The following is a 19,146-nucleotide window of genomic DNA, read 5'->3' as shown; positions in this document are numbered from 1 at the left end:
GGTGATCCAGCCGGTGCCGGTCGGCGTCGTGCGCCAGCCCCTTTACCTGCGCGTGCCGCCCGGGCACGCGAAGCACTGGAGCAAGCACTGCCACGAGTACGGCGCGTGCGCGCGACCGGTCTACTTCGTCCAGGAGCGCTGGTACAACGACGTGTATGCGCCGCGCCAGCGCGGCGGGCAGGCGGTCTATCGCGAAGACGCGCGGCGCGGCGACTGGGACGACGATCGCGGCCGCGGCAGGGGCCACGGTCGCGGCAAGCACCGCGACTGAGCGCTCGGCGCGAGAACGTCCGCTCAGCGCGGAAACCTCCGCTCGGCGCGGGACTGCTCCCTCGCCTTCCGGCGAAGACGTCCGGCCCGCAGCAGCAGCGCGATCGCGCTCCAGCCCGCAAACGCTGCCAGCGGCCAGGCCAGGGCCTGCGGCCACAAGGCCGCGACGGCGGCCACCCCGATCAGTACGACCGCAGCGCCCGTCATCGTCTTCGACTCGGCGGCACCGAGCAGGCGCCGGTTCGCGATCGCCGCGCCGAAGGTATTTCCCACCCGCGCCGCCCCTGCCGCGAGCTGTCCCGCACTGCCGCCCAGGCCGCGTCCGCGCCGGGCGCCGCCCTTTCGCGTGCCGGCGAGCCGCACCCTGTTGCGATCGGCAAGGACGATTTCGGTGGCTCCTTCGAGATCGGCCAGGTATGCCTGCTGCATCTGCGAGGCGAAGCCGGTGTCCTCGACGGCCACGTCGAGCTCCCAGTTCCCGAGCCAGCTCGCCAGGTTCAGGTTGCTCGACCCGACCCGGCCCCAGCGCCCGTCGGCCACTGCCGTCTTCGCGTGCAGCATCGGTCCATTCCACTCGAACACCCGCACGCCCGCTTCGAGAAGCGACCGATAGCCCGCGCGAGTGATCGGCGAGAGGACCGGCACGTCGCTCGCCCCCGGCGCGAGCAGCCTCACGTCGACGCCATCGAGGGCCGCCTGGCGCAATGCCTGGACGTAGGTCGCGGTGCCCGCGAAGTACGCGTCGGTCAGCCAGAGCGTCGTGCGCGCGAGCGCGGCGATCATCTGGTCGAGCCGGTACAGGCCCGCAGCCGAGGGCATGGTGGCCAGGACCCGCAGCCCGACGTCGCCGCACGGCGCGATCGCCGCACGCCCGGGCAATTCGTCGGCCGGAATCGCGGCGCCGGCGTCGGCCCACGCGCGCGCGAATGCCTGGGCGACATCTGCGACCGCCGGTCCGCGCAATTCCACCCCGGTGTCGCGCCACGGCGCGATGCCGCGCCGGGGATCGCCGACCCACATGCGGCCGACACACAGGCCGCTGACGAAGGCGACGCGATCGTCGACGCACAGCGACTTGCGATGATTGCGGCTCACCCAACCGAGGGGACTGTCGAAGCGCGGCGGATTGAACGCACGTACCTCGGCGCCGGCCGCGCGGAGCCGGTCCCAGAACGCGCGTGAAGCGGTCCCTCGGCAGCCCAGCCAGTCGTAGAGCACACGCACGCGCACCCCGTCGCAAGCCTTTGCTGCGAGCGCGTCGGCGAATCGGCGACCGATCGCGTCGTCGTGCACGATGTAGTTTTCGAACAGCACCGAGCCCCGCGCGCTATCGATCGCGTCGAGCCAGGCCGGATAGTTCTGCGCAGCGTCCCTGAGCAGGCGGATGGCATTGCCGCCCACCAGGGGCGCGCCGGCAGTCCGCGAGAGCGCCTGTTCGGCGAGAGCGCGCAGCGCAAGGACATCGGGACGAACCTGGGACATGGCAGCGGCCGCGAAATCGGGCGATCGATCGGAACGATAGCCCAAGGCCCGGCGGCCGGGATCGGGTATGCTGCGGCGCCTCCCCCTCCGCAAGCCTCCCGTGTCTTACCTCGCAAGCCTGTTTGCGCGCAGCCGCCGGCTGTTCTTCGCGCTGGTCAAGGTCATGCTGCCCGTGATGATCGCGGTCAGGGTGGGCGAGGAGTTCGGCTGGATCGGCGCACTGGGGCACGCGATCGCACCCGCGATGTCCTGGATCGGCCTGCCGGCCGCAGCGGGCATGATCTGGATCACCGGCGTGTTCGTCGGCGTCTACGGCGCAATCGCGGCGCTGATCGGCCTCGCACACGGGCTGGAGATGACCGCCGGCCAGTTCAGCGCGCTGTGTTCGATGATTCTCTTCGCGCATGCGCTGCCCGTCGAGCAGGCGATCGTGCGTCGTGCCGGCGGCAGCTTCTGGGCAACTGCCGCGCTGCGGCTCGGCGTTGCGCTCGTCTACGGCGGCGCGGTCGCCTGGGGCAGCCGGCTCACCGGCGTGCTGGCCGAACCGATCGCGTTCGACTGGCTGCAGGGCTCCGCACTGGCCGGCGATCCTTCCAGCGCAGGACTGCTCGGCTGGGTGCAGGGCACCGCCTTTTCGCTGGCGATCACCTTCGCGATCATCGCCGCGCTGCTGGTCGTGCTCGACCTGCTGGAGCGCACCGGGCTCACCAGGCGGATCACCGGCGCGCTGGCGCCGCTGCTGCGCGTCTCGGGGCTGGACGCGAGCGCCGCGCCGGTCACCACGGTCGGCGTGCTGCTCGGGCTCACCTACGGCGGTGCGCTGATCATCGAGGAAGCCGAGCGCCAGAGCTTCCCGGCGCGCACGCGCTTTCTCGCGCTCGCATGGCTGTCGCTGTCGCACGCGCTGATCGAGGACACCGCGCTGCTGGTCGCGCTGGGCGCCGACGTCTGGGTGGTGCTGGTGGGTCGCGTGGCCATCACGCTCGTGGTGGTCGCACTGCTGGCGCGAATGCTCGACCCGGGCGATCGCGCCGCAACAGGCTGGCATCCGCAGCCGAGGTGACCCTGCCGCTGCGGCTCGCAGGCCCTACAATCCCCCGATTGACCACATTTGCATCAGGGGTAGACATGGCTGCATTTCCCGTTGCGACGATCGTCGGCGCAACCCTGCTGGGGAGCGTCGTTGCCGCGGCCCAGGCGCAGCCGGTGCGCTACGTCGTCGAACCGAAGCACACCTTCGTGACCTTCGAGGTCCGGCACTTCAACACCTCCACCGTCCGGGCGCGCTTCGACCGCACCGAGGGCCACGTCGTGCTCGACCGCGCTGCGCGCAGCGGCCAGGTCGACATCACGATCGACACCGCATCGGTCAGCTCCGGCATCGCGGACTTCGACAAGCACCTGCGCAACCCCGACTTTCTCGACAGCGCCCGCGTGCCGAAGGCCCGCTTCGCCGGCAACCAGTTCGTCTTCGACGGCGACAAGGTGGCCGCGGTCACCGGCGACCTGACGCTGCTCGACAAGACCTTGCCGGTCACGCTGAAGGCGACGAACTTCAACTGTTACGACTCGCCGGTCCTGAAGGCGCGCGTCTGCGGCGGCGACTTCGACACCGTCATCGAGCGCAGCCGCTGGGGCATGAGCTGGGGTGTCGACAAGGGCATCCCCGACCGCGTGCGACTGCTGATCCAGATCGAGGCAGTGCAGCAGCCGTAGGCGACCGTCGGGCGCCGCAGGCAATCGTCCGGCTCGAATCGCGCGCCCGCGCCCGCGCCCGCGCCCCGCCGTCGGCGGCGCGGGTCAGTGCGGCGGCGCCTCGCCGCCGATGTGCGCGACGAGCGCACTGGTGTCGAGCGTGCCGAAGCCTGCGCGGCGCGCGGCCTGGAACTGGCCGCGCACCAGCGACGCGATCGGCGCCGGACGGTCGAGCTGCTGCGCCAGCGCCAGGAAGTAGCGCAGGTCCTTGTCCATCAGCGCAAGCTGGAACTGCGCGGAGAAGTCGCGCCCCAGCATCTTCGGCAGCTTGCTGCGCACCAGCCGCGAAGCCACCGGCCCCTCGGACAGGATCGCCTGCGCCGCCTGCGGATCGACGCCCGCCGCCTGCGCGATCGACACCGCTTCGGCGAGCGCCGCGGTCATCGTGCCCGCCAGCATGTTGTTCACCAGCTTGATCGTCGCGCCCGCGCCGCTCGCGCCGACGTGCAGCGCCATGCGACCCATCGCGTCGAGCAGCGGTCGCACCGCTTCGAAGGCGGCAGCGTCGCCGCCGGCCATGAAGACGAGTTCGCGATTGCGCGACTGCGGCACGCTGCCCGACACCGGCGCGTCGAGGTAGGCGAGGCCGCGCGCGGCGGCGGCCAGCGCAACCTCGCGCGCCATCGCAGGCGTGTTGGTGCTCGAGTCGACGACGATCGTCGCGGGCGCGGCGCTGGCGACCACGCCGCCTTCGGCGAGCATCACCGCGCGGGTGGCCTCGTCGTCGGAGACGATCGACACGACGAAGCGTGCGTCCTGCACCGCCTCGGCGACCGATGCGCAGACGGTCGCGCCGAGTTCGGCGAACGGACGGGCGCGGTCGGCACGGCGATTGAAGACGCGCAGCGCGAAACCCGCCGCGAGCAGGTTCGACGCCATCGGCGCACCCATCGCGCCGAGGCCGATGAAGGCAACGGTGTCGGGCATCGGAATCTCCAGTCTCGAAAGAGGATCCGGGGATTCTAGGCGACCGACATCGCCCCGACCGACGACCCTCAGCGGCGTGCGCGCCCGCGCCCGGCGGCATCGAGCACCCGGTACTCTGCCGCCCGGTTCTCGCGCCACCAGTCGAGCATCGCGTCCAGGTCTCCGCCGAACCTGGCGTTCTTCAGGCTTTCGGAGACGACGCCGCAGGCCATGGCTTCCCCGCTGTCCAGGCCACGCCTGGTCGCGGCGTGGTCGCACGCCCAGAAAGCCCTCTCCAGGGTCCCGGAGCCTCCGCGCGACGGGAGGCTGCGGGTGGCGGCCAGCGGCGAAGTACTCTGCGCCTGCGCGAACGCGGCGTCGCAGGCGACTCCCAGCATCGCGGCGGCAACCATGCACGCGACGGCGCCGGTGGCGGTTCGACAAGGTCTGCGGCAGGTCGGGACTGCATTCATGGCGTCTTCCTCCGGAGGTGGCGCGCGATCGGGATGTCCGCGCGGCCAGTCATGAGGTGCATGAGTCGTGCCATCGACCGTCATCGAAAAAGTCCTGCCAGATCAGCGCACTCGCGCCAGTCGCCAGAGGATCGACCCGCCGGATGAGGCGGCGCCGTCGGATCCGGCGGTGGCGCGCCGGCCGGGGCTGTCAACGGGGCCTGTGGATGCCGAGCTTGCGCATGCGCCCTCGCAGAGTGCTCGGATTCAGGCCAAGGATGCTCGCCGCGCCCAGACCGCCCTCGATCCGCCAGCGCGTGCGCTCGAGGACCGCACGGATGTGCTCGCGCTCGAGGTCTGCGAGCGTCGCGTGGCCGGGCGGCACCGCACTGGCCACGGAGGCCGCCGCGGAGACGGGCGCGGGGAGCAGCTTGCAGCCATCCAGCACACCCCCATCGGAGACGATGAGTGCGCGCTCGACGAGGTTCTCGAGCTCGCGGACGTTGCCGGGCCAGTCATAGGCGCGAGCGGACTCGACGAACGCCGGCGCGACGCCGTCGATCGTCCGCCCGAGCCTGCGCGCGGCCGTCTCCGCGAAGTGCCGGAGCAGGCGGGGAACGTCCTCGCGGCGTTCGCGCAACGGCGGCAGCACGATCGGAAAGACGCTCAGCCGGAAATACAGGTCGGAGCGAAAACGCCCGGCATCGACCTCGGCACGCAGGTCACGATGGGTCGCCGCGATCACGCGCACGTCGACGCGCAGCGTGCGCGACCCGCCCACGCGCTCGAACCGACGCTCCTGCAGGACCCGCAGCAGTTTCGCCTGCGCTTCGGCAGGCAGGTCGCCGATTTCGTCGAGGAACAGCGTGCCGCCGTCGGCCAGTTCGAAGCGGCCACGGCGCTGCTGGATGGCGCCGGTGAACGCACCCTTCTCATGCCCGAAAAGCTCGCTTTCGACCAGCTCGCGCGGTAGCGCGGGGCAGTTCAGGGGGATCAGCGGGCGATCGCGACGCGCGCTCGCAGCATGGATCGCGCGCGCCACGAGTTCCTTGCCGGTGCCGGTTTCTCCCTGGATCAGTACGGTGCTGTCGGTCGCCGCGACCCGGGCGATCTGCTCGCGCACTTGCCGGATCGCCCACGACTCGCCGATCATCGCGTCGTCCGCGGCGCGTGCGTGCTCGACCAGCGCGCGAATCGTCGCCTGCGACCTGCGGTGCGCCTCGACTTCGCGCCGCAATGCCACGTGGACCTGGACGCGTGCGAGCAGCTCCGCGGTTTCGAACGGCTTGGTGACATAGTCGACCGCGCCGGCCGCGAAGGCGCGTGTCTTGTCGAAAGTCTCCTTCAAGGCGGTGAGGAAGATGACCGGGACCGCGCGGGTGGATTCGCCGGCCTTCAGGCGACGGCAGGTCTCGTAGCCGTCGATCCCCCTCATCATCACGTCGAGCAGGATCAGGTCCGGTTGCTCGCGTGCGACCGCGGCGATCGCTTGCTCGCCGCCGGTCGCGGCGACGGTCCGGTAGCCGGCGGCGCCGAGCTCCTGCTCGAGGAGGTCGATGTTCCACGGCTCGTCGTCGACGATCAGGACGGTTGCGGGGTCGGCTCCCACGCTGCGCCGCCTACGCTGCCGGAGCGGGATAGCGCACAGGCAGGTCCAGCGTGAAGGCCGAGCCGACGCCGGGTGCGCTCTCGACGCGCACGTCGCCGCCCATCGACCGCGCGAGGCGCCGCGCGATCGCGAGGCCCAGCCCGGTGCCGCCACGCGCATGCGCGCTGCCCGGCTCGGCCTGCTCGAACTCCCCGAAGATCCGTTCCAGCTTGTCCGCCGCGATGCCGATGCCGGTGTCGACCACAGTCACCTGGACGCGTCCGCCGGCCTCGCGCGCACTGAGCTCGATGCGCCCGTGCGGCGTGAACTTCACCGCGTTGCCCAGCAGGTTGACGACGATCTGCCGCAGCTTGCCTTCGTCCACCAGCATCCGCGGCAATCCCTGCCCGAGCGCCGCGTTCAGCAATACCGTCTCGCCCACCAGCGGTTCGATCGAGCGCACGCAGCGCTCGAGCATCGGCGCGAGATCGACTTCGCCGGGCACGATCTCGATGCGGCCCGCCTCGATCTTGGCGAGATCGAGGATCGCGTCGATCAGCGACAGCAGGTGCTGGCCGCTCGCGAGGATCTTCCCGAGGTTCTCGTTCTGTTTCGCGTCGAGGCGGTCGTGCGAGTGGCGCATCACGATGCGCGTGAAGCCGATGATCGCATTCAACGGCGTGCGCAACTCGTGGGACATGCTGGTGAGAAAGGCGCTCTTGTGCCGGCTCGCGACCTCGAGCTGGCGGGTCTTCGCCTCCAGTTCGCGGTACAGCCGCGCATTCTGGATCGCCAGCGCCGACTGTGTCGCGAAGCTCCTGAGCAGGTCGATCATCCGCGCATCGAAGCCGCCGGCCTGCTTGCGGCTGACGACCAGGCCGCCCAGGAGGCGACCGTTGCGCTGCAGTGGCACGGCGAGCAGCGACCGGTAACCGCATGCCATCAGGATCTCGCGCACCCGGCTGTGGTACGCGTCGCCGTCGGCGACATCGCAGATCGTGATCGGCTCGCTGGATGTCGCCAGCCTGCCGATCGCGCCCTCCCCCTTTGGCATCGGCGCCGATCGCAGCGCCTCGACCAGTTCGTCGGGTATCCGGTCGGTCGCCCGCAGCCGGAACTCCTGTCGCACTTCCTCGTATTCGTAGATCGCCCCACCTTCCATGCCGGTGATCTGGTTGGCGCGCGAGACGATCGTGTTCAGCACGGTGTCCAGGTCGAGCGTCGAGCTGACCGCGTCGCTGACCTCGCTCAGTGCCTTCAACGTCGCCACCGAGCGGGCGAGCTGCGTGGTCCGCGCCTCGATCTCATTGAACATCCGCACGTTCTCGATCGCGATGACCGCCTGGTCCGCGAAGGTCTGAAGCAGTGCGATCTGGTTGTCGCTGAACGGCTGGACCTCGTGGCGCCAGATCGTGAGCACGCCGAGGACGCTGCGGTCGCGTAGCAGCGGAACCGCAAGCACCGTGTGGACCTGCTCGCGGTGGTGCGACTCGGTGACCCGCACGCCCGGTTCGGTCAGGAAATCGGCGATCTGGACCGGCCTCCTGTCGAGCGCGGCACGCGCGGTGGTCGTCTCGCGGTTCAACTCGAAACCGCGCTCCAGGTAGTCGGCGAATTCGGGCGTGCAACCGGTCCGGGCCACCAGCGACAGGCGCCCGCCGGTGCGCAGCATCACGAAGGCGAGGTTCGCCTGGCAGAGCCGGGTCGCGTTCGCGATGATCGTGTCGAGCACCGGCTGCAGGTCGGTCGGCGAATGCGATACGACGCGCAGGATCTCACTGGTGGCGGCCTGCTGCTCGAGCGCGGTCGCCAGGCTGCGACTGCGCCGGTCGAGCGCCTCGAGCAGGCGGGCGTTCTCGGCCAACAGTGCGGCCTGCCTTGCCTGCGCGCGAGGACCGGAGTCGCGGTCGGCCTTCATGACGGGCCCTCCCGGCTGACAAATTACTCCTGGTGGCACCTGGTTGCCAGTGCCTGCGAGAGGCGTATCAGATGGCGTCGGCATTTGAGGCATCATGCAGCGCATGTGCGCTGCCGCCCCTGTCACCGCATGCGCCTGTTCTTGCTGAAGCGCTTCGCCACCTTCGCGGCGACACTCGCGGTCGCGTCGCTGCTGGTGTTCGCGGTGCTCGAGCTGCTGCCCGGCAACGTCGCGCAGGTGATCCTCGGCGACACCGCCACGCCCGAGTCGCTGGCCGCGCTCGAGCAGAAGCTGGGCCTCGACCGCCCGGCGGCCGAACGCTATCTCGTCTGGGTCGGCGGGCTGCTGCGCGGCCAGACCGCTGTCAGCCAGGCCTACGACACGCCCACCGCCGAGCTGATCGTCGAACGCCTGCAGGTCACGCTGCCGCTGGCGGCGATGGCGATGGCGTTGACGGTGGCGCTGGCGCTGGCGCTCGGCATCCATGCCGCCGCGCATCACGGACGCCCGGGCGACGTCGGAGTGATGGCGGCGAGCCAGGTGGGCATCGCGATTCCCAATTTCTGGCTGGCGATCCTGCTGATCCTGTTGTTCGCGGTGAAGCTGCATTGGGTGAGCGCCGGAGGCTTTCCCGGCTGGCGCGACGACGAAGGCGGCGGGCTCGTTGCCGGCCTCGTCGCGCTGTGGCTGCCCGCGGTGTCGCTCGCCGCGGTGCAGGCCGCGATCCTGGCGCGGATGACGCGCTCGGCGGTGCTCGAAGTGATGCGCGAGGACTTCGTGCGCACTGCGCGCGCCAAGGGCCTCACCCGCGGCGCCACGCTGCGCCGGCACGTGCTGCGCAACGCGATGATCCCGGTGCTCACCGTCATGGGGCTGCAGCTCGCCAACCTGGTCGCCGGAACCATCGTGGTCGAGAACGTGTTCGTGCTGCCGGGCATCGGCCGGCTGGTGTTCCAGGCGATCGCCAATCGCGACCTGGTGGTGGTGCGCGACGTGGTGATGTTCCTGGTGGCGCTGGTGGTGGCGATCAACTTCGCGGTCGACCTGCTCTACGCGCTGGTCGATCCTCGCCTGCGGCCGAGCGACGCATGAGTCGCGACGGCGACTTCTGGCACCGCGCGCGCCGCCATCCCGGCTTCGTCGTCGGCGCGACGCTCAGTGGCCTGCTCGGGCTGGCCGCGCTCGTGTCGCTGTTCTGGCAGCCCTGGCCGCCGGCCGAGATCGACATCCCCAACCGGCTGCAGCCGCCGGGCGCCGCGCACTGGCTCGGCACCGACAGCCTCGGCCGCGACATTGCCTCGCAACTGCTGGTGGGCGCGCAGAGCAGCATCGTCGTCGGCGTTCTCGCAGTAGCCATCGGGCTGCTCGCCGGCGTCGCACTGGGCGCGCTGGCCTCGGCACGCCGCGGCTGGGTCGAGGAACTGGTGATGCGGTTCTCCGATTTCGCGTTCGCGTTCCCCGCGCTGCTGTCGGCGATCATGCTGGGCGCGATCGTGGGCCCGGGCCTGCTCACCGGCATCGTGGCGATCGGCATCTTCAACATTCCGGTGTTCGCGCGCCTGACGCGCGGCGCGGCCAACGCGGTATGGGCGCGCGAATACGTGCTGGCCGCGCGCGCCGCCGGCAAGGGTCCGTGGCGCATCACGATCGACCACGTGCTGCCCAACATCGCCAACGTGCTGATCGTGCAGGCCACGGTGGCCTTCGCCACCGCGATCCTTGCCGAGGCGGCCCTGTCGTACCTCGGGCTGGGCACGCAGCCGCCATTGCCCAGCTGGGGACGCATGCTCAACGAGGCGCAGACGCAGATGTTCCAGGCGCCGATGCTGGCGGTGTGGCCGGGGCTGGCGATCGTGCTGGCGGTGCTGGGACTGAACCTGATGGGCGACGGGCTGCGCGACCTGCTCGACCCGAAGCTCGCGCGCAGGCGCTGAACGCGCACGCCACCGATGGACACCGACGAGCCGCTGCTTCATCTGCGAGACCTGCGCGTCACGCTGCGCACGCCGCGCGGGCCGGCCGATGCGCTGCGCGGCGTGTCGTTCACGATGCGCCGCGGCGACACCGTCGGGCTGATCGGCGAATCGGGGTCCGGCAAGTCGATCACCGGCCTTGCGCTGATCGGGCTGCTGCCCGAGGACGCGCAGGCCGCGGGATCGATGCGCTTCGACGGCCGCGAACTCGTCGGCCTGGCCGATCCCGAATGGTGCCGGCTGCGCGGCAACCGGATCGCGATGATCTTCCAGGAACCGATGACCGCGCTGAACCCGCTGCACCGGGTCGGCCGGCAGATCGGCGAGTCGTTGCGACTGCACCGGGGGCTGGACGCACGCGCTGCCCGCGCCGAGGCGCTGCGCCTGCTCGAGCGCGTTCGCATGCCGCAGGCGGCGCGTCGGCTCGACGCCTGGCCGCACCAGCTTTCGGGCGGCCAGCGCCAGCGCGTGCTGATCGCGCTCGCACTCGCCTGCAAGCCCGACCTGCTGATCGCCGACGAGCCCACCACCGCGCTGGACGCGACGCTGCAGCGCGAGGTGCTGCAGCTGATCGCGGCGCTGGTGCGCGAGGACGGCATGGCGCTGCTGCTGATCAGCCACGACCTTGCGCTCATGAGCGAGAACGTGCAACGCACGATGGTGATGTACGGCGGCACCGTCGTGGAGAGCGGCCCGACCGCGAGCGTCTTCCGCCGCCTCGCGCATCCGTATACCCGCGGCCTGTTCGCCGCGCGCCCCCGGATCGGCCTGCCGCGCGGCACGCGGCTGCCGACGATTCCGGGACGGGTGCCCGAGCTCGTCGACCTGCCCGCCGGCTGCCCCTTCGCCGACCGCTGCGACCGGGTCACCGACGCCTGCCGCGCCGCACCGCCGCCGCCGGTGCCGGTGGCGGGCGACGACGATCACGTCGCGCGCTGCATCCACCTCGAGGCCGGCTCATGACCGCGCTGCTTCACCACGGGGCCGGCGCATGAGCGCGCTGCTTCGACACGAGGCCGGCGCATGAGCCCTCTGCTGCAGGTCGAAGGACTCGCGAAGCAGTACCGGCTGCCGCGCCAGCGGCCGCTCGGCCCGCCGCAGCAGGTGCAGGCACTGCAAGGGGTGAGCTTCACGCTGGAAGCCGGCCGCAGCCTCGGCGTGGTCGGAGAGTCCGGTTCCGGCAAGAGCACGCTGGCGCGGCTGGTGATGGCGCTCGAAGCGCCCACTGCGGGCAAGGTCTGGTTCGAGGGCCGCGACCTGCACGCACTGCCTGCCGGAGAACTGCGCCGCGCGCGCGCCGGTTTCCAGATGGTGTTCCAGGACCCGTTCGGCTCGCTCGATCCGCGGCAGCCGGTGGCACGCATCGTCGCCGAGCCGCTCGAAGCGCAGCGCATCGGCACGCCGGCCGAACGCCGCGAGCGCGCCGGCGAGATGCTCGCCGCCGTCGGCCTGCGAACCGCCGACCTCGACAAGTACCCGCACGAGTTCAGCGGCGGCCAGCGCCAGCGCATCGCGATCGCCCGCGCGCTGGTGACCCGGCCGCAGCTGATCGTCGCCGACGAACCGGTGAGCGCGCTCGACGTGAGCGTGCAGGCGCAGGTGCTCAACCTGATGCAGGACCTGCAGGATCGCTTCGGCCTGAGCTACCTGCTGATCAGTCACGACCTCGCGGTGGTGGATCTCGTCTGCGACGAGGTCATCGTGCTGCACCAGGGTTGCGTGGTGGAGAGCGGTCCGGCCGAGCGGCTGTTCCGCAGCCCCGAACATGAATACACTCGTCGTCTGCTCGCTGCCGCGGCTGGCGCCGGGCCGTCGTTCCACGACGGCGGCGACGCGCCGCGTGCCGCCGCAGCCGATCGCAGCACCTCGCCCCGGGAGAGCCCACGATGACCACGATCGATCGCCGTTCCGTCCTGTTGCTGCCCGCCGCGCTCGGCGCCACGCTCGCCGTCGGGCCGCTTCTGGCGCAGGCGCAGGCCGGCAAGTCCAGCGCCGTGCTCGCGCTGGTGCTCGAGCCGCCGAGCCTCGATCCGACCATTGCAGCGGCCGCCGCGATCGGCGAGGTGGTGCACTACAACATCCTCGAAGGCCTCACGAAGATCAACGTCGACGGCGCGGTGACACCGCTGCTCGCCGAGAGCTGGTCGGTGGCACCCGACGGCAGGAGCTACACCTTCCAGCTGCGCCGCGGCGTGAAGTTCAGCGACGGCGAGGCGTTCGACTCGACCGCGGTGAAGTTCAGCTTCGAGCGCGCGAAAGCCGAAGGCAGCACCAACAAGGCCAGGCGCGCGGTGTTCGACAACATCAGCAGCATCGCCACGCCCGATGCCCACACGGTGATCCTCACCCTCGACAATGCGGACGGGAACTTCCTGTTCCGCATGGGCGAGAACACCGCGGTCATCCTTCACCCGAAGACTGCCGCGCAGGCAGCCACCCGCCCCGTGGGCACCGGGCCCTATGTGCTGCAGGACTGGCGCAAGGGCGCATCGATCACGCTCGTCGCCTGGCCGGGCGCGCGCGTGCAGCCGAAGCTGAAGAAAGTGACCTTCCGCTTCATCGGCGACCCGGCTGCGCGCGTGGCCGCGCTGCTGGCCGGCGACGTCGACGCGCTGCCGCGGCTCGACGCGCCGCAGTCGGTGAAGCAGTTGCAGGCCGACAGGCGCTTCGTCGTGGAGATCGGCGCCACCTCGGGCAAGGGCATCATGACGATCAACAACCGGCGCAAGCCGTTCGACGACGTACGCGTTCGGCGCGCACTCACGTACGCGATCGACCGCAAGGCGTTCATCGACGGCGTCCTCGACGGCTACGGGCGCCCGATCGGCAGCCACTTCGCGCCCACCGACGCCGGCTACGTCGACCTGACCGGCATGTATCCGTACGACCCCGACAAGGCCCGCGCGCTGCTGAAGGAAGCCGGCGTGGCCACGCCGCTGAACGTGACGCTGACGCTGCCACCGCCGCAATATGCGCGCAAGGGCGGTGAAGTGGTGGCCGCGATGCTCGCCAAGGTCGGAGTGATCGCGAAGATCGAGAACGTGGAATGGGCCCAGTGGCTGAGCGGTCCCTTCAAGGGCAACTTCGACCTGACGATCGTCAACCACGTCGAGCCGCTCGACTACATGCAGTACGCGACCCCGAACTACTACTGGGGCTACGACAGCAAGGCGTTCCGCGACCTGGCGGCCCGGCATGCCGCCGAGACCAATCCGAAGGAGCGCAACAGGCTGTTCGCCGAGCTGCAGCGGATGCTGGCCGTCGACTGCGTGAACGTCTACCTGTTCAACCCGGCGCAGATCGCCGTGGCGAAGAAGGGACTCGAGGGCCTGTGGGCGAACCTGCCGATCCTGGCCAATGACCTGGCGGGGATGAGCTGGCAGTGAAGGCGCGCTGGCCGATCGGCGGCGCGCGCCGTCGCATGCTCGACGGTGATGCCGCAGATCGGGCAACCCGCGGCGCGGCCAGATTTCAGGGGGACAACGTCGTGGCGCAAGAGCGCAAAGGGAATCCAACGGGTGCCCCGGAATCCTGTTCGCGTGTCGACTTCAGCGCAGCGGTCGACGCGACGGTGCCCGCGAAGCCCCCCGCCGCTTCGCCGAACTGGTGGAGCTGACCGGCCCCGCTGGACCCTGCTTGGCGGCGCCCGGTCCTCGCCTGACGGTGGCCACCGGCGACCCAGGAAGCTCGGCCGGCGGCGGCATCATCGTAGCTCCAATGCGCGCAGCCGCCTTGCGCAACGCCGGCAGGTGGCGCATGCAGCTCTCGATGCTCTCGCGCGAAGACGGTGCGTGAACCGCGACGGCGGCGTAGATGTAGCCAGCAGCGTCGGCGATCGGAACGGCGATCGCCACTGAATCGTCGAACAGCTCGCAGTCATGGGTCCCGACCTGCGTTGCAAGAACCTTTTCGAGGTCGTCGAAGAGGTCGGCGTAACGCGTGATCGTCTTGTCAGTGTGGGACTCGAGCGGTTCGGGGCCCATTAGCCGCCTGACCTGGTCGCGGCTCATCTGGCACAAGAACAACTTGCCGCTGGCGGTGCAATGCAACGGCACACGGGTACCGGGCTCCAGATGCAGCCGGAGTGGCCGGCGAGTCTCGACCCGGTCGAGGTAAAGCACCTCGTCGCCCTCGAGAATCGTGAGGTTGCAACTCTCGCCAATCTCGGCGACGGCTTCCTCGAGCACACGGTGCCATTGCACGCGGAGCGTCGATTGGCGCCAAAGGTCGAGGGCGAAGGCCGTCAGGCGTGGACCGACCGTATACCGTTTCGTCAGCGGCTCGCGCCGCAGCAGTTCAGCCGATTGGAGCAGGCTGAGGATACGAAATGTGGTCGGCTTGGGCAGCCCGCGGGCATGCGTAACCTCATCGAGCGACATCGGCGCTGCGGCCCGCACGACTTCCTCGAGCACTGCGAACGCTCGCAGGGCGATCGACTCGGTGGGAACATCGTTGCGCCGCTTGGCCATCTAGCAAGGACCGGCGCCAATGGCGCGCTGCCGGAATCGCGATGCGGCCATTTTACGTCAGGCCAACAGGACGAACGTCGAGACCAGCAGCATGAAAACCGTTGTCAACCGGCGAAAGCGCTGGTCGCTCAGGTAGGCGAAGAACCGCGAGCCGGCGATCACCCCCCCGACGAAGAGCGGGGCCATCGTCGATGCGAACAACATCACGTGCTGGTCGATGACCCCGCGGACACCGAGCGACAGGAGCCCCACTGCAGAGATCACCACGACGTAAAGCGTGAGGTTTGCGCGCGTGACGTGAACCGGTTCCGGGCCTGCGAGCAGATAGAGGATGACCGGCGGCGCGCCGATGCTGGTTGCGCCAAGCATGGTCCCGCTGAGGCTTCCCAGCCCGACCGAAGTCGATACGCGCTGCGGCCCGTGGTAGCGCGCACCACTCAGAAGGAGGAGCGAGAAGACAATAACGATGAGCGCAATGGCGCGCCGCAGGGGATCGGGTTCCGAGGTCGCAAGCATGTAGGCCCCGACGGGCACGAATGCAACAGCCGCAACGGATATCGGAGCCAGAGTTCGCCACTGCGCGATGCGCGCGGCCGCCGGCAGCATCGGCGCGGCTGCAAAGGTCTCGAGCATCAGAGTGACTGGAACCGCAAGCTGTGGGCCGAGCATCAGGCTTAGCGGCGGGGTCATTACCATCGCGGCGCCGAATCCTGTGACCCCGCGAATCCATCCCGCGACCGCGGCGATGGCCACGGCCAGAAGCATGCGCAGGCTCAAGAGTTCATCCAACATCCACCGCTCCCGCCTCGTTGCCGCCTGGTTATTTCCGGGTGCTGCCAGCGTCTCACCGCATTACCGTTCGCGGTCGGAATTGCTGCGGTTCTCAGACGTGTGCGCGCGTCGAACGGTTCTCCGCGTATAACTCTTCGTGAATCAACTGTCGGATATGCCTTCGCAACTCGGCAAACCCCGGCTGGTCCTCGTTGCGCGGTCTCGGCAGTTCGACACGGATGTTCTCCTTGACGCGCCCCGGGCGGCTCGACAGAACGACGATCCGGTCGGAGAGCAGGATTGCCTCCTCGATGCTATGAGTGACCAGCACCATGGTCTTGCGGGCAGCCGCGTCCGCCTCGGCAAGGATCCGCCCCATTTCCTCCTGCATCATCGCGCGGTTCTGGGCGTCGAGCGCCGCAAACGGCTCATCCATCAGGAGTACCTCGGGGTCGACGGCCAAGGCGCGCGCGATCGACACGCGTTGTTTCATGCCGCCCGAAAGCTGGTGCGGATAGCGCGTCCCGAAGCCTTCGAGTCCGACGAGGCGCAGGTTGCTTTCAACGATCGCGCGTCGCTGCGCGGCCGGAACCTTCTTCATCTCGAGACCGAACGCGACATTGCGTTCCACGGTCAGCCACGGGAACAGGGCGTATTCCTGGAAGACGACAGAGCGGGTCCAGGAGGGGCGCCCGACAGGCCGGCCATCGACGAGGACGCGGCCCTCGGTCGGCTGCTCGAAGCCGGCCAGCATTGTCAACAGCGTAGTCTTGCCGCAGCCGCTATGGCCGAGGATCGAGCAGAACTCCTGGTCCTGGATCTCGAAACTGACATCGTCAAGCGCCAGCACCGGTTCGTCCCTGGCACCGTGACCCGGGAAGATCTTCGTGACGTGCTCGACGCTGACGTTGCTCATGGCGAACCCCTCACTGTTACATCGCGCGCGACCAGGGGAGCACCCGGCGCATCACTTCGCGAATCGCGGCGTCGATCAAGAGTCCGACCACACCGATCGTCGCCATCCCGACGATGATGTAGTCGGTGCGCAGAATCGTTCGGGCGTCGTTGATCAAGAACCCGAGTCCGGAGTTAGCGCCGACCAGTTCTGCCGCGACCAGCGCCATCCATCCCACCCCGAGCCCGATCCGGATACCCGTGATGATCTGCGGCAGGGCGGCGCGCAGCACGACGCGCGACAGGATCGCCCACTCGCTGGCGCCGAGGCAACGCGCGGCGCGGACCAGGTTCGGCTCGACGCCGCGCACGCCGGTGATCGTGTTCAGCAGGATCGGGAAGAAGACGCCGAGAAAGATGATGAACTGGTTCTGCGTGTCGCCGATGCCGAACCAGAGGATCGAGAGCGGAATCCAGGCGAGCGGCGGAATGGGGCGCAGCACCTCCATCAGCGGATCGAACTGCTCGTCGACCGCCTTCCACCACCCCATTGCGATGCCGAGGGGGATCGCGATCGTGGCCCAGAGGAAGGCGACCGCTTCCCGCTTCAGCGAGTCGCCGAGGTGGCGCCAAAGATCTCCCGAGACCATCAACTCCCACGCCGCGGAGAAGATGGCCATCGGTGGCGGCAGCAACACGCGCGCCGTCTCGTCGAGCACCGAGGTGCTCACGTACTGCCAGACGAGCAGCAGCACGGCGACGAGTCCCAGCCTCCTGACCCTTCCCAGAAGCCTGGCGGCAAGGCCCGGTGGCCGTGGAAGGGCGGCGCCGAGCGCTTCGGCGGACCGCCGCGTCGTCGACGCGGTGGTCCGGGCAACAGGCTTGGCGGCCGCGCCCTTGCCGGCCATGACGTCATTCATGAGCGAACCTCCTCCGGCGGCGTCGGACGCCCACCCCCGGGCACGCAATCACGGTTGGAAACTGCGACCCGCGAAACTCCACGGCTTCGTCAGGTCGCCGGCCTCGGGAAACGGCTGCGGCTGCTTGCTGTTGAGCGCGTGCACATACTCGGGATACGGAGGCTTGTTCGCCTGCCCCTTCCAGTCGGCCGGGAGGAACGGCGGTTGCTTCGGCACGGCCCACCCGAGCTTGCCGAACGTCGTCCGCATGAACCGCTCGTCGACCGCGTCGGCAAAATCACTTGCCTTCAGCGGCCGCGTGATGCGCTTCTGCGCGAACAGCCAGTCGAAGATCGGCTCGTTGGCCTGCCCCCAGAACTGCGCGTGCGGGTACAGGTAAATCGGCTTGTACAGGTTGTTGTAGGCCTGGATCTGCTGCAGAAGGATTGCCTTCGAGAAGTGGCGGAGATTCGGATCTTCGGCCATCAGTTCCGCCGCCTTCTCCGGATTGCGGCGTGTCCAGAGGGTCGCCTCGGCGAGTGCATCGGCGAACGCCTGCGCCACTTCGGGGACGTTTTCGATGATTTCGCTGCGCAGGTAGAACTGGCCCTCGTACATGTTGTACGGGAAGATCGTGTCGACGATGCGACCGGCCTTGCGCTCGGACACGATCAGCTCGGGCGTGGGGTCCCAGGAGACGACCCCGGCCACGCCCTTGGGCATCGCGATCTGTTCGCCCGGCGGCATGTTCTTCAGGATGATGTCCTTGCCGACCTGCAGGCCATTGATCTGGATCGCCATCTGGAAATAGAACTCCGCCGACGAACCGGTGACCAGTCCGATCGTTGCGGGCGGGTTAGAGCCCTTGAGGTCCTTGATGCTCTTGAGCGGCGAGTCGCTCGGAACCACCAGTGCGTGCAGCAGATTCGGGCTGACGATGCCGATTGCCTTGACCGGGATCTTCCTGTCGAGCAGCGAGGTGAATGGGAAGTTTCCGCCATTGCCGACCTGATAGCGGCCCGAGATCAGCACCTCGTTGATGGCCGGGCCCGACGGGAACGCGGTCCACTTGGCGTCGATCCCGCGCGCCTTGAGCAGTCCCATCCGGTCCATGACGATGTTCACCGTGTTCTGGCCCGACCACGGGGCCTGGAACGCGACCTGGATCGGCCACCAGCCCTTGTCCTTCAGCCACTGGACCGACTTCTCCGAGACCTTTTCGTAAGGCTGCGGCCAGCCCCAGTCGTTGAACTTGTCCTGCGCGAAGGACGCGGCCGGCAGCAGCAGCGCTGCGGCGCTCGCCATCGCTGCCAGAGCGCGGCGACGGGGCCGCGCGATCGTTCGTGTATCCATACGAGAGTCTCCTGGGTGGGTTTCGGGCGTTCAGGGCCGTGGATCCGGCTCTTGTTGGGGTTCGTGCCAGCGCACCGTGTGCGGCGACGGGGTCAGCTCGACAAGGTCATCTCCGTTTCGCCGAAGCGGATTCTGGTCATCCGCAGGTCCTTCAGCGATCCGACGTACCGGACCAAATCCATCAGCGGCGTCGTCCTGAACTGGTACGCCGGCTGCGGCTTGCGAAGCGGGGCCAGCAACTCCGGCGCGTAGAACGCGGCGAGCAGCAGGTCCTCGTCGGAGGCTCCGGAGCCGAGATGCGCCCGAAGCGCCGGCAACGCCGGCGCGAGATGCGCAGCCGGCGGCTCGTCGGAGATCTGATCCGGCCGGATGCCGGCTCGCTCCAGGAACTCGTCTGAGGGCGCCGCGGCCAGCCT

18 protein-coding genes and 1 pseudogene are annotated in these 19,146 nt (G+C 69.3%); 8 read left to right on the top strand and 11 right to left on the bottom strand.

Going from position 1 to position 19,146, the window contains the following annotated elements; all coding sequences use genetic code 11:
* A pseudogene (locus ABS45_RS16475) lies at positions 1-271 on the top strand (hypothetical protein); the annotation flags it as partial.
* A 23-nt stretch (positions 272-294) separates the two neighbouring features.
* Here ABS45_RS16475 and ABS45_RS16470 read toward each other — a convergent pair.
* Positions 295-1,752: a phospholipase D-like domain-containing protein gene (locus tag ABS45_RS16470; protein WP_291557646.1), complete on the bottom strand. Its 1,458-nt coding sequence runs from the start codon at positions 1,750-1,752 to the stop codon at positions 295-297.
* A gap of 100 nt (positions 1,753-1,852) precedes the next feature.
* Between ABS45_RS16470 and ABS45_RS16465 the strand changes: the two genes are divergently transcribed.
* Together ABS45_RS16465 and ABS45_RS16460 are read left to right on the top strand one after the other, a co-directional pair.
* Positions 1,853-2,815 (top strand): nucleoside recognition domain-containing protein, encoded by a 963-nt coding sequence (locus ABS45_RS16465; RefSeq protein WP_291557643.1) that lies wholly within the window; start codon positions 1,853-1,855, stop codon positions 2,813-2,815.
* A gap of 65 nt (positions 2,816-2,880) precedes the next feature.
* A complete protein-coding gene (locus ABS45_RS16460; RefSeq protein ID WP_291557640.1) occupies positions 2,881-3,468 on the top strand; it encodes a YceI family protein in 588 nt (195 codons plus the stop codon).
* 84 nt (positions 3,469-3,552) lie between these two features.
* Here the strand turns inward: ABS45_RS16460 and ABS45_RS16455 are convergent, their stop codons facing one another.
* The 4 genes from ABS45_RS16455 to ABS45_RS16440 form a co-directional block, all read right to left on the bottom strand.
* On the bottom strand, positions 3,553-4,434 hold the full coding sequence (locus tag ABS45_RS16455) for an NAD(P)-dependent oxidoreductase (RefSeq protein ID WP_291557637.1): 882 nt from the start codon (positions 4,432-4,434) through the stop codon (positions 3,553-3,555).
* Between the two features lie 68 nt (positions 4,435-4,502).
* Positions 4,503-4,886: a hypothetical protein gene (locus tag ABS45_RS16450; RefSeq protein WP_291557634.1), complete on the bottom strand. Its 384-nt coding sequence runs from the start codon at positions 4,884-4,886 to the stop codon at positions 4,503-4,505.
* Positions 4,887-5,076: 190 nt separating this feature from the next.
* Complete coding sequence (locus ABS45_RS16445) at positions 5,077-6,474, bottom strand: sigma-54 dependent transcriptional regulator (protein ID WP_291557631.1); 1,398 nt, start codon at positions 6,472-6,474, stop codon at positions 5,077-5,079.
* 10 nt (positions 6,475-6,484) lie between these two features.
* Positions 6,485-8,371 carry a GAF domain-containing protein gene (locus tag ABS45_RS16440; RefSeq protein WP_291557628.1) on the bottom strand — a complete coding sequence of 629 codons (1,887 nt, stop codon included), beginning with the start codon at positions 8,369-8,371 and terminating at the stop codon, positions 6,485-6,487.
* 129 nt (positions 8,372-8,500) lie between these two features.
* Between ABS45_RS16440 and ABS45_RS16435 the strand changes: the two genes are divergently transcribed.
* From ABS45_RS16435 to ABS45_RS16415, 5 genes are read left to right on the top strand one after another with little or no spacing between them, the layout of a single operon-like run.
* Positions 8,501-9,463 (top strand): ABC transporter permease, encoded by a 963-nt coding sequence (locus tag ABS45_RS16435; RefSeq protein WP_291557625.1) that lies wholly within the window; start codon positions 8,501-8,503, stop codon positions 9,461-9,463.
* Entirely contained in the window at positions 9,460-10,305 is an 846-nt protein-coding gene (locus tag ABS45_RS16430; RefSeq protein ID WP_291557622.1) for an ABC transporter permease, read from the top strand. Before ABS45_RS16435 ends, ABS45_RS16430 begins: the two co-directional genes overlap by 4 nt.
* Positions 10,306-10,320: 15 nt before the next feature.
* Entirely contained in the window at positions 10,321-11,307 is a 987-nt protein-coding gene (locus ABS45_RS16425) for an ABC transporter ATP-binding protein (protein ID WP_291557620.1), read from the top strand.
* Positions 11,308-11,367: 60 nt separating this feature from the next.
* Complete coding sequence (locus tag ABS45_RS16420) at positions 11,368-12,234, top strand: ATP-binding cassette domain-containing protein (RefSeq protein ID WP_291557618.1); 867 nt, start codon at positions 11,368-11,370, stop codon at positions 12,232-12,234.
* The gene (locus tag ABS45_RS16415; RefSeq protein WP_291557615.1) at positions 12,231-13,730 is read left to right on the top strand and encodes an ABC transporter substrate-binding protein; all 1,500 of its coding nucleotides are present in this window, start codon (positions 12,231-12,233) and stop codon (positions 13,728-13,730) included. The genes ABS45_RS16420 and ABS45_RS16415 overlap by 4 nt, the downstream gene beginning before the upstream one ends.
* Positions 13,731-13,892: 162 nt before the next feature.
* On the opposite strand, the gene ABS45_RS16410 is transcribed toward ABS45_RS16415, so the two are convergent.
* The 6 genes from ABS45_RS16410 to ABS45_RS16385 form a co-directional block, all read right to left on the bottom strand.
* Positions 13,893-14,813 carry an IclR family transcriptional regulator gene (locus tag ABS45_RS16410; protein ID WP_291557612.1) on the bottom strand — a complete coding sequence of 307 codons (921 nt, stop codon included), beginning with the start codon at positions 14,811-14,813 and terminating at the stop codon, positions 13,893-13,895.
* 57 nt (positions 14,814-14,870) lie between these two features.
* Positions 14,871-15,605: a sulfite exporter TauE/SafE family protein gene (locus ABS45_RS16405; RefSeq protein WP_291557609.1), complete on the bottom strand. Its 735-nt coding sequence runs from the start codon at positions 15,603-15,605 to the stop codon at positions 14,871-14,873.
* Between the two features lie 91 nt (positions 15,606-15,696).
* The gene (locus ABS45_RS16400) at positions 15,697-16,500 is read right to left on the bottom strand and encodes an ABC transporter ATP-binding protein (protein ID WP_291557606.1); all 804 of its coding nucleotides are present in this window, start codon (positions 16,498-16,500) and stop codon (positions 15,697-15,699) included.
* 16 nt (positions 16,501-16,516) lie between these two features.
* Positions 16,517-17,398 carry an ABC transporter permease gene (locus tag ABS45_RS16395; RefSeq protein ID WP_291557603.1) on the bottom strand — a complete coding sequence of 294 codons (882 nt, stop codon included), beginning with the start codon at positions 17,396-17,398 and terminating at the stop codon, positions 16,517-16,519.
* Between the two features lie 48 nt (positions 17,399-17,446).
* Positions 17,447-18,730, bottom strand: coding sequence for an ABC transporter substrate-binding protein (locus tag ABS45_RS16390; protein ID WP_291557600.1), 1,284 nt, complete (start codon positions 18,728-18,730; stop codon positions 17,447-17,449).
* Between the two features lie 92 nt (positions 18,731-18,822).
* The coding region (locus ABS45_RS16385; protein ID WP_291557597.1) for a hypothetical protein at positions 18,823-19,146 on the bottom strand (324 nt) is incomplete at its 5' end.

Origin of the sequence: Comamonas sp. SCN 65-56, from assembly GCF_001724135.1 — a bacterium.
Lineage (GTDB): Bacteria > Pseudomonadota > Gammaproteobacteria > Burkholderiales > Burkholderiaceae_C > Comamonas_C.
The sequence above is the reverse complement of the archived record's forward strand: the minus strand, read 5'-3'. Positions and strand labels throughout refer to the sequence as shown.

What these genes read in the sequence shown, in the direction of transcription:
- ABS45_RS16455 (WP_291557637.1), bottom strand. Translation starts at nt 4,434, where the DNA reads ATGCCCGACACCGTTGCCTTCATCGGCCTCGGCGCGATGGGTGCGCCG.
- ABS45_RS16460 (WP_291557640.1), top strand. Translation starts at nt 2,881, where the DNA reads ATGGCTGCATTTCCCGTTGCGACGATCGTCGGCGCAACCCTGCTGGGG.
- ABS45_RS16395 (WP_291557603.1), bottom strand. Translation starts at nt 17,398, where the DNA reads ATGAATGACGTCATGGCCGGCAAGGGCGCGGCCGCCAAGCCTGTTGCC.
- ABS45_RS16405 (WP_291557609.1), bottom strand. Translation starts at nt 15,605, where the DNA reads ATGTTGGATGAACTCTTGAGCCTGCGCATGCTTCTGGCCGTGGCCATC.
- ABS45_RS16435 (WP_291557625.1), top strand. Translation starts at nt 8,501, where the DNA reads ATGCGCCTGTTCTTGCTGAAGCGCTTCGCCACCTTCGCGGCGACACTC.
- ABS45_RS16400 (WP_291557606.1), bottom strand. Translation starts at nt 16,500, where the DNA reads ATGAGCAACGTCAGCGTCGAGCACGTCACGAAGATCTTCCCGGGTCAC.
- ABS45_RS16415 (WP_291557615.1), top strand. Translation starts at nt 12,231, where the DNA reads ATGACCACGATCGATCGCCGTTCCGTCCTGTTGCTGCCCGCCGCGCTC.
- ABS45_RS16470 (WP_291557646.1), bottom strand. Translation starts at nt 1,752, where the DNA reads ATGTCCCAGGTTCGTCCCGATGTCCTTGCGCTGCGCGCTCTCGCCGAA.
- ABS45_RS16425 (WP_291557620.1), top strand. Translation starts at nt 10,321, where the DNA reads ATGGACACCGACGAGCCGCTGCTTCATCTGCGAGACCTGCGCGTCACG.
- ABS45_RS16420 (WP_291557618.1), top strand. Translation starts at nt 11,368, where the DNA reads ATGAGCCCTCTGCTGCAGGTCGAAGGACTCGCGAAGCAGTACCGGCTG.
- ABS45_RS16430 (WP_291557622.1), top strand. Translation starts at nt 9,460, where the DNA reads ATGAGTCGCGACGGCGACTTCTGGCACCGCGCGCGCCGCCATCCCGGC.
- ABS45_RS16410 (WP_291557612.1), bottom strand. Translation starts at nt 14,813, where the DNA reads ATGGCCAAGCGGCGCAACGATGTTCCCACCGAGTCGATCGCCCTGCGA.
- ABS45_RS16450 (WP_291557634.1), bottom strand. Translation starts at nt 4,886, where the DNA reads ATGAATGCAGTCCCGACCTGCCGCAGACCTTGTCGAACCGCCACCGGC.
- ABS45_RS16390 (WP_291557600.1), bottom strand. Translation starts at nt 18,730, where the DNA reads ATGGATACACGAACGATCGCGCGGCCCCGTCGCCGCGCTCTGGCAGCG.
- ABS45_RS16440 (WP_291557628.1), bottom strand. Translation starts at nt 8,371, where the DNA reads ATGAAGGCCGACCGCGACTCCGGTCCTCGCGCGCAGGCAAGGCAGGCC.